Origin of the sequence: Pseudomonas sp. PvP100 (genome assembly GCF_017833055.1) — a bacterium.
GTDB lineage: Bacteria > Pseudomonadota > Gammaproteobacteria > Pseudomonadales > Pseudomonadaceae > Aquipseudomonas > Aquipseudomonas syringae.
On sequence record NZ_JAFIBO010000001.1, the window covers coordinates 2,689,765 to 2,703,332 of the forward strand.

11 protein-coding genes are annotated in these 13,568 nt (G+C 60.3%); 6 read left to right on the top strand and 5 right to left on the bottom strand.

Annotation, left to right across the window (positions count from 1 at the left end):
• Window positions 1–23: 23 nt before the first annotated feature.
• Window positions 24–569, bottom strand: coding sequence for a cytochrome b/b6 domain-containing protein (locus JOE39_RS11350; RefSeq protein WP_017279184.1), 546 nt, complete (start codon window positions 567–569; stop codon window positions 24–26).
• On the bottom strand, window positions 569–832 hold the full coding sequence (locus tag JOE39_RS11355; protein ID WP_003349279.1) for a PepSY domain-containing protein: 264 nt from the start codon (window positions 830–832) through the stop codon (window positions 569–571). The genes JOE39_RS11350 and JOE39_RS11355 overlap by 1 nt, the downstream gene beginning before the upstream one ends.
• 167 nt (window positions 833–999) lie before the next feature.
• Here JOE39_RS11355 and JOE39_RS11360 point away from each other — a divergent pair, with 167 nt between their 5' ends.
• Window positions 1,000–1,662: a response regulator gene (locus JOE39_RS11360; protein WP_003412541.1), complete on the top strand. Its 663-nt coding sequence runs from the start codon at window positions 1,000–1,002 to the stop codon at window positions 1,660–1,662.
• Window positions 1,659–3,032, top strand: coding sequence for a sensor histidine kinase (locus JOE39_RS11365; protein WP_003427583.1), 1,374 nt, complete (start codon window positions 1,659–1,661; stop codon window positions 3,030–3,032). The genes JOE39_RS11360 and JOE39_RS11365 overlap by 4 nt, the downstream gene beginning before the upstream one ends.
• Window positions 3,033–3,044: 12 nt before the next feature.
• Here JOE39_RS11365 and JOE39_RS11370 read toward each other — a convergent pair whose 3' ends face one another.
• Window positions 3,045–4,331: an FAD-binding oxidoreductase gene (locus tag JOE39_RS11370; RefSeq protein WP_210077363.1), complete on the bottom strand. Its 1,287-nt coding sequence runs from the start codon at window positions 4,329–4,331 to the stop codon at window positions 3,045–3,047.
• Window positions 4,332–4,373: 42 nt separating this feature from the next.
• Window positions 4,374–5,864: an aldehyde dehydrogenase family protein gene (locus JOE39_RS11375; protein WP_032661292.1), complete on the bottom strand. Its 1,491-nt coding sequence runs from the start codon at window positions 5,862–5,864 to the stop codon at window positions 4,374–4,376.
• Between the two features lie 255 nt (window positions 5,865–6,119).
• Between JOE39_RS11375 and JOE39_RS11380 the strand changes: the two genes are divergently transcribed.
• From JOE39_RS11380 to JOE39_RS11395, 4 genes are all read left to right on the top strand, one after another.
• Entirely contained in the window at window positions 6,120–7,367 is a 1,248-nt protein-coding gene (locus tag JOE39_RS11380) for an aspartate aminotransferase family protein (RefSeq protein WP_003391246.1), read from the top strand.
• Window positions 7,368–7,390: 23 nt separating this feature from the next.
• Window positions 7,391–8,782, top strand: coding sequence for a VOC family protein (locus JOE39_RS11385; RefSeq protein ID WP_003391244.1), 1,392 nt, complete (start codon window positions 7,391–7,393; stop codon window positions 8,780–8,782).
• Between the two features lie 895 nt (window positions 8,783–9,677).
• A complete protein-coding gene (locus tag JOE39_RS11390; protein WP_003319329.1) occupies window positions 9,678–10,625 on the top strand; it encodes an IS110 family transposase in 948 nt (315 codons plus the stop codon).
• Between the two features lie 634 nt (window positions 10,626–11,259).
• A complete protein-coding gene (locus JOE39_RS11395) occupies window positions 11,260–12,588 on the top strand; it encodes a DUF3100 domain-containing protein (RefSeq protein ID WP_003314780.1) in 1,329 nt (442 codons plus the stop codon).
• A gap of 25 nt (window positions 12,589–12,613) precedes the next feature.
• Here the strand turns inward: JOE39_RS11395 and JOE39_RS11400 are convergent, their stop codons facing one another.
• A complete protein-coding gene (locus JOE39_RS11400; protein WP_003314779.1) occupies window positions 12,614–13,525 on the bottom strand; it encodes a LysR substrate-binding domain-containing protein in 912 nt (303 codons plus the stop codon).
• Window positions 13,526–13,568: the final 43 nt, after the last annotated feature.

Sequence of the window (13,568 nt, forward strand, 5' to 3'; positions counted from 1 at the left end):
TAAAGAGGAACAAAGGTGTGGTTTCAGCGATGGCGATCTTCGGGCAACGGACGTCGTTTGCCAGTCAGCATCGACAGGGGCAGGTTGTCACGCACCTGAACGCTTTCGAAGATGGCGGCGGCCATGTGCAGCACCACCAGGGCACACAAGGTGTTAGCGAGAATTTCATGGATGTCCTGCGGCCAGTCGGCGCCCCACAAGGCATCGACCTCTTCCATCAGAAAACCGGTCAGGCCCATGCCGAAGATCAGCACCATCATTAGTACCATGACCAGCGCGCCGAGCGGGGAATGACCGAGCCGATGGATCGGTCGCCGGTCGATCAGCGAGCGGATATGCGCACGCAGGCGCGCCGGATGCGGCCAGAAATCGCTCCAGCGTGCGCTGCGCGGCCCAATGAATCCCCACACCACGCGCACCGCCAGCCAGGCAACCGCGTAATAGCCCAGCCAGATGTGCCAGTCGCCACCTGCTTCATTGAAGAAATAATTGGCAACAAAAACACCCGCGATCGAGACGTGAAACAGCCTGACCAGCGGGTCCCACAGGCGCAGGGAAACACGGCTCATTACTTGGTCTCGGTCTTCACCGCTTTACCCGTCACCGGATCGTGATAGATCTCGACCTTGCGCTTGTCCTTGTCGAAACCATAGATTTCGTAGCAGTTGCCGTCAGTCACCTTGAACTTGCTGATCTCGTAACCCTGAGCCTTGAGCTGCTCCTGGAATTTGGCCTGATCCTGCCATTGGGACTTGTCAGCCGTGGTGCATTGCGGCCCGGCAAGTGCCAGCGGGCTGGCCAGACACAGGGAAATCAGCAGGACTTTACGCATGACAGATACTCGCAAGCAGTTAAGGAGCGCCTACTGTGCGAAACGAATCTTAGGAAAAGCTTAATACGTAATAGCTCGTAACATCTTCCCGGACACACGGCACTTCGCGCTGCTGCCTGCTGACGGCATCATGGCGCCCTTCTTCCCACACTCACCGGTCAAACCCTATGCGCCTGCTTCTCGTCGAGGATGATCGAGCCATTGGTCAAGGCATCCGCGTGGCCCTGAATACCGAGGGCTACACCCTTGACTGGCTGGAGGACGGACTGAGCGCGCTGCACGCCTTGCGCAGCGAGCCATTCGACCTGTTGCTGCTCGACCTCGGATTGCCACGCATGGATGGCCTGGACCTGCTGCGCCAGTTGCGCGCCGAAGCACTCACCCTGCCGGTGCTGATCCTGACTGCACGCGACGGGACTGCCGACCGTATTGCCGGTCTGGATGCCGGTGCGGACGACTACCTGATCAAGCCCTTCGACGTCGATGAATTGAAAGCCCGGGTCCGCGCCCTGCTCAGGCGCAGCCAGGGCCGTGCGCAACCGCTGCTGGAGCACGCGGGCATCAGCCTCGACCCGGCGTCGCAACAGGTCAGCTTCAAGGGCAGCGAAGTACCGATGACGCCGATGGAGTACCAGCTGCTGCATCAACTGATGATCCGCCCCGGCAAAGTGGTCACCCGCGAGCGTTTGTCCAATACCCTGTACGGCTGGCAGGACAAGGTCGAAAGCAACACCTTGGAAGTGCTGATTCACAACCTGCGCAAGAAACTGTCTACCGAGCTGATCCGTACCGTGCGCGGCGTCGGCTACCTGCTGGAGCTCAAGGCATGACCTCGGTACGCGCGCGCATTCTGATCCCGGTACTGATGCTGCTGCTGCTCGGCGACCTGACCATCAGCCTGCTCGCCCTGCGCGACAGCCATCACGAAATCGAAGAAGTCTACGATGCACAGCTGGCCCAGAGCGCGCGCCTGCTGCAAGGTGTGCTGCGTCAGCGCGCAGCGGGTGAGCAGGACCTCGACAAGCTGTATCAGGCGTTCGATCAGGCCATGAGCCGGGTCGGCACCAGCGGCGTGGCCCATCCTTACGAAACCCGGCTGACCTTTCAGGTCTGGCGTACCTCGGGCGAGCTGCTGGTGCGCTCGGCCGAAGCGCCGCTGCTCAGTGCACCTCCGGCAACCGAAGGCTCCCATGATCTGGTCGAGAACGGGCACGAGTGGTGCGGCTTTCTCCTCGCCGATCCACAGCAGGGTTTTCTGATCTGGGTGGGTGAGCGCGATGACGTGCGCCAGGACCTGATTCAGCGCATTGTCAGTCACACGCTGTGGCCAACGCTGATCGGTGTGCCTCTGCTGGTGGTCGCGATATGGCTGGCCATCGGCTGGGGCCTGCGCCCGCTGCAAGCGATGGCCAGAGTCATCCGCAAACGCGATGCCGAAAGCCTCGAACCGCTTGATGTAACGCCCCTGCCCAAAGAACTGGAGCCCATGCAGTACGCGCTCAACCGCCTGCTGACCCAGATCGAGAGTGTGCTGGAGCGCGAGCGACGCTTCATCGCCGACGCGGCCCATGAACTGCGCACGCCGCTGACCATTCTGCGCATCCACGCGCAGAACGCACGCCAGGCCGAAACCCCGGAGCAACGCCTGGAAGCACTGGATTTCCTCGTGCATGGCGTCGACCGCGCCGCCCGCCTGGCCAGTCAGTTATTGACCATGGCACGCCTGGAACCGCGTCTTGAAGTCAGCCAGTTACAGACCTTCGAGCTGAACACGCTGGTACGCGAGGAAATGGCCGAACTCACGCCGCTGGCCCTGGAAAAGCGCGTCGATCTGGTGTTCGAGGAAGGCGAGGATTGCGTGATCCGCAGCGACCCGGCAGCCATCACCATTGCCCTGCAGAACCTGCTGACCAATGCGCTGAATTTCGCCCCGACCGCCAGCGAGATTCGCGTCGTCCTGCACACCCAGGAAGATGGCAGCGCGCACCTGTCAGTCGAAGACGCAGGGCCGGGTATCGACGAACAACAGAAGGCGCGCCTGTTCGAACGCTTTTACAGTCAGGGTCACAGCAATGGCGCAGGACTGGGGCTGGCGATCGTCGACATGATCGTGCGCAAACTGGAAAGCAGTCTGCACCTGCGCAACTCGGCGCAGGGCGGACTGTGTGCAGAGCTGCGCATCAAGAGCAGGACGAGCTGAACCCTGCTCGGCTCAAAGCACCACGCGCAGGCATTGCCCGGCGTGATACAGGGTGAAGCCCGCGTCGTAGGCCAGGCTGCGCAACGAACTGCCCGAGACCTTTTTGCCGCTTGAAAAACTCATCGGCAACGCAGTTGCATCGTTAGTCAGCAGGTAATCGGCAAAGCACTTGCCCACCAGCGTCCCGGTGGTCACCCCGCGGCCATTGAAACCGGTCGCCGCCAGCAAGCCTGGCGCTGGTTCGAAGAGGCGCAACAAGTGGTCCGGCGTGAAGCCGATGCGCCCGGTCCAGGTGCTCTGCCACTCGACCCGGCCCAGTTGCGGGAAGTAATGCTGCTGGACGCGATCCGCCCACTGGCGAATGAACCACAGCGGATAATTGCCGGCGTTACCCAGGCTGCCCAGTAACAGGCGCCCATGGGCATCACGACGAATGTTGCTGAGCACCGTGCGCGTATCCCACGAACCCTGCCCGCCGCGCAGAATCTGCGCCTGCTCGGCACCGCTGAGTGGCTGCGAAGCGACCTGATAGTAGTAACCCGTGAAGATGTGATCCTTGATATCGGTCCACTCGCCTTCGGTGTAGGCATTGGACGCGATGATCACTTTCTCGGCGCGCACACTGCCCGCAGCAGTAGAGACCTTCCAGCCGTCAGCGGTGCGTTGCAAGCCGTTGACAGGAGAATCACCGAACACTTGCCCACCCTGCGCCACCACGTTAAGCGCCATGCCCGAGACATAGGCCATCGGGTTCACCGTGCCGGCGCGGTGATCGAGCAAGGCACCGCTGACCTTGTCGGTACCACAGGCGTCTTCGCAGGGTTTGCCGGTCAGTAATTCGACGTTGGCACCGCGCCGCTGCCACTGTACGGCGCGGCTGCGCAGGTCAGCCAGGCCCTTGGCGTTATGCGCCATGTGCAGGTTGCCGGTGCGCGTGTCCTGGCAATCGATGCGGTACTGGTCGATGGTCGCGAACACCAGTGCCGGTGCCGCGCCCAATGCGCCATTCAGTCGGCTGGCCTCGACGCTGCCCAGTACCTTGTCCAACTGATCGGGCGCCACCCAGGTCCCGGCATTCACCAGACCGACGTTGCGTCCGGAACCGCCATTCCCGACCTGGTGCGCTTCGACCACGCACACCGACTTGCCGCCTTCCAGCAAGCGCAACGCCGCTGACAGACCGGTGAAACCGGCGCCGATGATGCATACATCGGCGCTCCGCTCGTCGCTCAGGGCCGGGCTGACCGGACGTTGCGGAGTCAATTGTTCCCACAGACAGCCTTCAGCAAACTGCACCATCGAAAAACTCCAGCAATGTCGGTGATAAGCGCCCGGTTCACATCAGTCGAAAACGATGCCCTGAGCCAGCGGCAACTCGCGGGAGTAGTTGACGGTGTTGGTCTGCCGGCGCATGTAGGCGCGCCACGAATCGGAGCCAGACTCGCGGCCGCCCCCGGTTTCCTTCTCGCCGCCAAATGCCCCGCCGATTTCCGCACCGCTGGTGCCGATATTGACGTTGGCAATCCCGCAATCGCTGCCCGCGGCGCTCTGGAAAGCCTCGGCCTCGCGCAGGTCGGTAGTGAAAATGCACGACGACAGGCCCTGCGGCACTTCGTTGTTCAGGCGCAGGGCCTCTTCGAAGTCGTCGTAGGCCAGCACGTAGAGAATCGGCGCGAAGGTTTCGTGACGCACGACGTCGCTCTGGCCAGGCATTTCGGCAATGGCCGGCGTGACGTAGTAGCCGTTCGGGTATTTGTCCTGCAACTGACGCTCGCCACCGAACACCTGCCCGCCTTCGTCGCGGGCCTTGGTCAGCGCGTTCTGCATGGCCGAAAACGCTTGCTGGTCGATCAGCGGACCGATCAGATTGCCTTCGCGCGGATCACCGACGCGCACCTTGGCATAGGCTGCCTTGACGCGGGCGACCACTTCGTCCTTGATCGAACGGTGCACAATCAGGCGGCGCAACGTGGTGCAACGCTGACCGGCGGTGCCTACCGCACTGAACAGAATGCCGCGCACGGCCAGGTCCAGATCGGCGCTCGGGGCCAGAATCATCGCGTTGTTGCCACCCAGCTCCAGAATGCTGCGCCCGAACCGGGCGGCGACACGCGGACCGACTTCACGGCCCATGCGGGTGCTGCCGGTGGCGCTGATCAGCGGCACGCGCGGGTCATCGACCAGCGCTTCGCCGGCGTCACGATCACCAATCACCAATTGCGCCAGTGCTGCGGGTGCATCACCGAAAATCTTCAGCGCCTTGTCGAACAGCGCCTGACAGGCCAGTGCCGTCAGCGGGGTCTTTTCCGAAGGTTTCCAGATCACCGGATTGCCGCAGACCAGCGCCAGCGTGGTGTTCCAGGCCCAGACCGCGACCGGGAAGTTGAACGCGCTGATAACACCGACCACACCCAGCGGGTGCCAGGTTTCGCGCATGTGATGACCGGGACGCTCGGAGGCGATGGTCAGACCGTACAGCTGACGCGACAGACCAACGGCAAAGTCGCAGATGTCGATCATTTCCTGCACTTCACCCAGACCTTCCTGAGTGATCTTGCCGGCCTCGACCGACACCAGTTCGCCCAAATCAGCCTTGTGCTCACGCAGCACCTCACCAAAGATCCGCACCAGCTCGCCACGCCGTGGGGCCGGCACTGTGCGCCACTTCAGAAACGCATTGTGGGCGCTGTCGATACGCGCCACGACCTGTGCCTTGCCTTCAAGCGTGACCGAGGCAATGCGGCTGCCATCAATCGGGGTGTAAACCGGATAGTCCCCTTGTGTGTGGGCACTGTTCGCCACGCCCAGACGTGCTAGTAACTCGGCAACCATGTTGATTCTCCTGTCATGAAACCACGGTGGAAATCATCGATGACCTCAGTATCAAGCCACTCAGGGTCGGGCTACAAACGACGTTTTTGAAAAACATGATTCCTTTTAGGAATGAACTTCTGATCATTAGCAGCCAGAAAAGCCATTACATCGGGAATTATTGGAATGACCCGGTGATTTTATTTCGTTTGCGAGCGCTGCCCGATGTTTGTTTGGATAAGCCCATCATGATCACCCGGAGTCGGGGCCAGACCGATGAGCGAACACATCAGCGAATCCATTTCGTTTGTCCACAACATCACGCTGTCCCATGGCCGCAACGCTGAAGTCTGGGACACCGCCGGCAAGCGCTACATCGACTTCGTCGGCGGCATCGGGGTGCTCAATCTGGGGCATTGCAACCCGCAGGTGGTCACGGCCATTCAGGATCAGGCGGCAAAGCTGACCCACTATTGCTTCAACGCCACGCCTCATGACCCGTACATCCGTTTCATGGAGCAGCTCACGCAGTTCGTGCCGGTCAGTTACCCCCTCAGCGGCATGCTCACCAACAGCGGTGCGGAAGCGGCCGAAAATGCGTTGAAGATCGTACGTGGCGCTACTGGCCGTACTGCGGTCATCGCCTTCGATGGTGGCTTTCATGGCCGAACGCTGGCGACCCTGAACCTCAATGGCAAGGTAGCGCCCTATAAACAGAAAGTCGGCGTGCTGCCCGGTCCGGTCTTTCACGTTCCGTTCCCCAGCAAGGATAACGGCGTGTCCACCGAGCAGGCACTCATGGCCATGGACCGGCTGTTCAGCGTCGAGATCGACGTCAACGACGTGGGCTGCATCATCTTCGAACCGGTTCAGGGCGAAGGCGGTTTTCTGGCCATGCAGCCGGACTTTGCCCAGGCATTGCGAGCGTTCTGCGATAAGCACGGCATCGTACTGATCGCCGATGAAATCCAGTCCGGCTTCGGCCGTACCGGGCAGCGTTTCGCGTTCAGCCGCCTGGGCATCGAGCCCGATCTGATTCTGCTGGGCAAAAGCATTGCGGGCGGCATCCCGCTGGGTGCCGTGGTAGGTCGCAAGCCGTTGCTGGACAACCTGCCCAAGGGCGGCCTGGGCGGTACCTATTCCGGTAACCCGATTGGCTGCGCAGCGGGCCTTGCGTCACTGGCGCAGATGACCGATGCCAACCTGTCCAGTTGGGGCGAGCAGCAGGAACACGCCATCGTTTCACGCTATGAAGCCTGGCAGGCGAGCAGACTGTCGCCGTACCTGGGCAGGCTGACCGGTGTTGGCTGCATGCGCGGTATCGAACTGATCACGGCGGAGGGCGAACCCGGTACCCGACAGCTCGCCGAGCTGCTGAGCTCGGCCAGGGACGCCGGGCTGCTGCTGATGCCCAGCGGCAAGTCACGGCACATTATCCGCCTGCTGATTCCGCTGACCATTGAGCCCGATGTGCTGCACGAAGGGCTGGATATTTTCGAGCGCTGCCTGGCGGCGCTGGCTTGAACCCGTACGGAGAAAACACCCTGATGAGCACAGCACGCTTTGCCGACCCGGATCAGATCCGCGCGGGTTTTTCTCGCGCCATGTCGCAGATGTACAAGCACGAAGTGCCGCTGTACGGCACGCTGATGGCGCTGGTGAGTGAAGTCAACGAACAGGTCATGAGCCATGACAGCAGTGTGCTGGACAGCCTGCGCCAGACCGGTGAAATCCAGCGCCTGGACATGGAACGGCATGGTGCGATCCGCGTCGGCATGGCACAGGAGCTGGCCACCCTCGCCCGCCTGTTCGCGGTCATGGGCATGCAGCCGGTGGGTTACTACGACCTGAGCACGGCCGGCGTGCCGGTTCACTCCACCGCCTTTCGCGCCGTGCATGAGCAGGCGTTGCAGGTCAGTCCGTTTCGGGTGTTCACCTCGTTGCTGCGCCTGGAGCTGATCGAAAGCGACGGCCTGCGTGAGTTCGCCAGTCAGGTGCTGGGCAAGCGCAGTATCTTCACGCCCGGCGCCCTGGCGTTAATCGACAAGCATGAAGCAGACGGCGGCTTGAGCGAAGCCGATGCGGCCGAGTTCATTCAGCAGGCGCTGGAAACCTTTCGCTGGCACAACACGGCGACGGTTTCGCTGGACGACTATCAGAAGCTGAACACTCAGCATCGCCTGATCGCTGATGTGGTGGCGTTTCGAGGTCCGCATATCAACCACCTGACGCCACGCACGCTGGACATCGATGCGGTTCAGGCCGGCATGCCTGGCAAGGGCATCACACCCAAAGCGGTGGTTGAAGGGCCGCCACGTCGCCAATGTCCGATCCTGCTGCGCCAGACCAGTTTCAAGGCGCTGGAAGAACCGATTACTTTCATCGGCCAAGGGAGCATTCAGTCGGGCAGCCACTCGGCACGCTTCGGCGAGATAGAACAGCGTGGCGCTGCACTGACGCCCAAAGGCCGCGAGCTGTATGACCGGCTGCTGAACGATGCCCGCGAAGCGCTGGGCGAGTTCCCCAGTGAGGCTAATGCCGTTCGCTATGCCGGGCTGCTGGAAGAAACGTTCAAAGCGTTTCCGGACAGCCACGCTGAAATGCGCAGGCAGGGTCTGGCCTACTTTCGCTATTTCCCGACCGAGTCAGGCATTGCCGCGCGCGCATCCGGCAGTCTGGAGCAGCTTGTCGAAGCAGGTCATGTGCGCTTCGAGCCACTGGTGTACGAAGACTTTTTGCCGGTCAGTGCGGCGGGCATCTTCCAGTCTAATCTGGGCGATAACGCACAGGCGCATTACGCGACGAATTCGAATCAGCAGGATTTCGAGCGGGCGCTGGGACGCGGGACGCTCAACGAACTGGACCTGTATGCCGACACCCAACGGCGTTCTCTGGAGAAATGCGCCAGGGAACTGGAACTGAGCAGTCCCGCCTGCTAATTAGTGGGAGCTTGCTCGCGAAGACGATGTTTCAGGCGATGCTTTTTTGGCGCCCATACCGAATCTTTCGCGAACAAGTTCGCTCCTACGGCCTTCGGCCAGAATCAAAAGCGCACTTGCGCATAATGATGAGCGCGCTGCGTCACATTCCCGGTTCGCTACCCCTTGGGCAAAAGGCCGTTTTGATTCTGCCCAACGGGCGTAGGAGCGGACTTTTCCGCGAAGGGGCCGCAAGCCTTCCCGAGAATGTATCGCCTGAAACATCGTCTTCGCGAACAAGTTCGCTCCTACGGCCTTCGGCCAGAATCAAAAGCGCATTTGTGTATAACGATGAGCGCTCTGCGTCACATTCCCGGTTCGCTACCCCTTGTCCAGAAGGCCGTCTTGGTTCTGCCCAACGGGCGTAGGAGCGGACTTGTCCGCGAAGGGGCCGCAAGCCTTCCCGAAAATATATCGCCTGAAACATCGTCTTCGCGAACAAGTTCGCTCCTACGGCCTTCGGCCAGAATCAAAAGCGGACTTGTGCATAATGATGAGCGCGCTGCGTCACATTCCCGGTTCGCTACCCCTTGTCCAGAAGGCCGTTTTGATTCTGCCCAACGGGCGTTGGAGCGGACTTGTCCGCGAAGGGGCCGCAAGCCTTCCCGAAAATATATCGCCTGAAACATCGTTTTCGCGAACAAGTTCGCTTGTATGGTAAGACTTGAAGGGAGGAGGAGGGACTTAGTTCGCTTCTGACTGTTCGCGCAGTACAGACCCGTAGGAGATTTCACCCCTCCTCCTTTCACCCAAGCGCCGATAAAGAATGCTTAAGGCTCACAACCTACGATAGAAACAAGCCTGCGCCTCTGGGTGGCCCCTTCAAGTCTGTAAACCTTATCCTCGAGGAGGCGTTATGGCAATGCGGGTTACTCTGGAAAAACCGATCATCGGTGTAGATGTCGCCAAGAATGAGCTGGTGATCTACCACGATCAATATGATCGACTTGAGGCAATCCCCAATACCAAAGTCGCCATCACCCAATGGCTGAAGGCCTTGGCGAGCAGCTGCGCCATCGCCATCGAAGCCACTAACGTCTATCACGTCCTGTTCGCGGATGCGGCCCACGAAGCAGGCTGTGACGTTTATATGGTGGATGGCTATCAGCTCAGTCATTACCGTAAAGGCGTCAACATACGCGCCAAAACCGATGCCCAAGATGCTCGTTTGTTGGCCCGATACCTGAAAAACGAGCTTGATGAGTTGCGGCCCTGGATACCTGCGAGCCCGCTTTATCGGCAGCTTCTGAGCCTGTTCCGACGTCGTGCAGCCTTGGTTCAGGCTCGTACTGGCCTGGTACAAAGCTGGACCAACGAGCCTTTTCTGAGAACAGCGTTCGCCAATCAGGTCAACTCGATGAAACGATTTGAGGCGCTCGTTGAAAAGAAGATTCGCGATGTACTGCAGGAAGCCGGGCTGATGAGGCAGGTCAACCGCTGTATGAAAGTAGAGGGGATCGGCTTTCTGACTGCAGCTCGTTTGGTCACTTCTTTTCAGCGAGGCGAGTTCAGCGGAGCGAACGCCTTTATCGCGTTTCTTGGGCTGGACCTGAGAGTATCCAAATCAGGGCAAAGTGATGGACCTCGTCGATTGACCAAACGCGGCGATCCAGAAGCCCGACGGTTGCTGCACAACGCGGCTATGTCCGGGAGCCGTACGCCGGCCTGGAAGCCTTTTTATGAAGAGCAGAGAAAGCGTGGCTTTAGTACAACTCAAGCGCTGGTCATGCTCTCCCGAAAGTTGGCTCGAGTAGTCTTCGCTCTGTTAAAGAACCAGAGCGAATATCAAACAAAAGTGGCTTGAGGGCTTTCCCAAAACCATAGAATCTCCTACGGCCTTCGGCCAGAATCAAACGCGCACTTGTGTATAACGATGAGCGCGCTGCGTCACATTCCCGGTTCGCTACCCCTTGTCCAGAAGGCCGTCTTGGTTCTGCACAACGGGCGTAGGAGCGGACTTGTCCGCGAAGGGGCCGCAAGCCTTCCCGAGAATGTATCGCCTGAAACATCGTTTTCGCGAACAAGTTCGCTCCTACGGCCTTCGGCCAGAATTAAAAGCGCACTTGTGTATAACGATGAGCGCGCTGCGTCACATTCCGGGGCGTTCTGTGTTCTGTTTAAAGCAACGATAAATAAAATTCGCAATATTGGTGTGCAACCTCGTGCTATGCATACTGCGATTGCGTGTGGACAGCAAAGTGCCGTATTCAAAGGCTCATCCCTTCAAATAGCGCACCCTGTGATCCCCTTGCAAAGGCTCGAAGCAGCCTGGGTCTGGATCACATTCAGACCTCATAAAAAATACCTGGCCGGATAACGGTCTCCATGACTTCATGGACTTTTCAACGCTGCCCTGGCGCTTTACCGCGCCGACCTGAAAAACAGAATAACGATTGATAAGGCCTGAAAAAGGCCATTCAGCAGGCAAGGGGATCATCATGCAAAACTCACACGCTGCAGTGTCGGGTGACAATCAGGCCGTTTCATCGACGGTGAAACTGTATGTCTGGGCCGCCGTTATCCTCACCATTGCCGAAATGATCGGTGCCGTCAGTATCCCGCTGGGCCCGGGCAAGGTGGTGTTGTTGCCGATGGTGTGGGCGCTGCTGCTGGGCGCGATGATCGGCCTTGCCAGCCGCCGTATGCCAGGCACCATTGGCATCGATCACGGCACGCAACTGCGCTCGGCCTCCATCCTGCAACCTGCCCTGCTGCTTTTCATTGCCAAGCTCGGCCTGGTGGTCGGCGGCTCGCTGCCGGTGGTGTTCGCCTCCGGGTGGGCGCTGATGTTTCAGGAGTTCGGCCACTTCGTCGGCACCGTGATGCTCGGTCTGCCGGTCGCACTGATGCTCGGTATCAAGCGCGAAGCCATTGGTGCGACCTTCTCGGTCGGCCGTGAGCCGAGCCTGGCAATCATCGGCGAGCGCTATGGCATGGACTCTCCGGAAGGTCGCGGCGTATTGGCCGAGTACCTGACGGGCACCCTGTTCGGCGCGCTGTTCATTGCCATCGTCGCCGGGTTTATCGCCAGCCTGGGGATCTTCCATCCCAACTCGCTGGCGATGGGCTCAGGCATCGGTTCGGGCAGCATGATGGCCGCCGCTGCCGGGGCGATTGCCGCGCAACAGACACCGGAAGTCGCCAAGGAAGTCATGACCCTGGCGGCAGCCTCGAACCTGATCACCACCACCATCGGCACCTACTTCACCCTGTTCATCTCCCTGCCACTGGCGGTCTGGGGCTATCGTGTGCTCGAGCCGCTGATCGGCCGCACCACCAAGGCATCGATGAGCGAGGAAGGCCTGCGCCACAGCGACGTGTCGCTGGAGGTGCCGGAACTGGGCTGGTCGGGCAAGATCAGTGCGTGGCTGGCTGCGGGTGCACTGGCACTGATTGCCAACTATGTCGGCTACAAGACACTGTCAGGCGATGCCTTCACCGGCATGGGCATCATGATTTTCTGTGCCTTCGTGGGTGAGGTGTTTTGCAACCTGCTTCGCCGCAAGATCCCTGCGGTGTGCATGGTGTCGCTGGTGGCAATGTTCCTGACCTCGCCAGCTTGCCCCTGGGCCGCCGAGATTGCGCGGATCACCAGCTCGATCAACCTGCTGGCGGTCATTACTCCGATGCTGACCTTCGCCGGTCTGTCGATTGCGAAGGACCTCCCAGCCTTCCGCCGTTTGGGCTGGAGGATTGTACTGGTGTCGTTCCTCGCCAACTTCGGTACGTTCATCGGTGCGGTATTGATCGCCGAGCTGTTCCATTGATCCACACTGCCTGATTCGGCGCGAGTCAGCCCAGCGCCTCGTTCACCAGCCAGTCATGCACTGCGCGACGTGACGGGGTGCTCAGCGCCCCTTCACGATAGGCCAGCACGTATTTCTTTCTGGCCTTGATCGGATGGCCGAAGGGCACGATCAGCAAGCCCTGCTCCAGCTCATCGGTAATCAGCGCCTTACGCGCAATGGCCACGCCCATGCCCATGCGCGCGGCGTCGATGGTCAGGTGATTACGGTTGAACGTGTGGCCGCGACGCACGTCGATGCCATCGGCACCGATGGCCGTCAGGTAGAACTCCCACTCCGCATATTCATAGCTGCCGCGCCAGGCGGTGATGTCGTGCAGCAACGGGAAGTGCACCAGCTGACTGGGCGTATCCAGCGGCGGCTTGCCCACCAGCAGGTCAGGCGAGCAGACCGCAAACAGCTCTTCCTCCAGCAAGGGCGTAGTCGACAACCCCGGATAGCTGCCGTCGTTCAGGTCGATGGCCAGATCGAAATCGTCATCACGCAACGACCCGCTGCTGTCCTCGGCAATGATACGCAACTGAATGTCGGGAAACGCCGCCTGCAAGCGTGGCAGGCGCGGCATCAGCCATTTGCTCAAGAATGATGGAATGCAACGCAGCTTGAACACCCCGCCGATACGCCCGGAATACAGCAGGCGCAGTTCTTCGCTGATACGGCTCTGCACTTCGTTGGCGACCACCGCCAGACGCTGACCTTCAGCGGTCAGCTCAAGCCCGCGCCCGACCCGGTGAAACAGCGCAAAGCCCAGGCGCTCTTCGAGCTGGCGCATCTGCTGACTGATCGCGCCGGGGGTGACGTGCAATTCTTCCGCGCAGCGGGTGAAGGACAGGTGACGGGCCGCGCAGGCGAACACCTGTAGCCAGGCGTGCATCTGTGCGTTGAAGATTCTGCTCATTGAAGAGTTCCGCTAAAGCGTTGCATAGCAACAATCGTTTGTC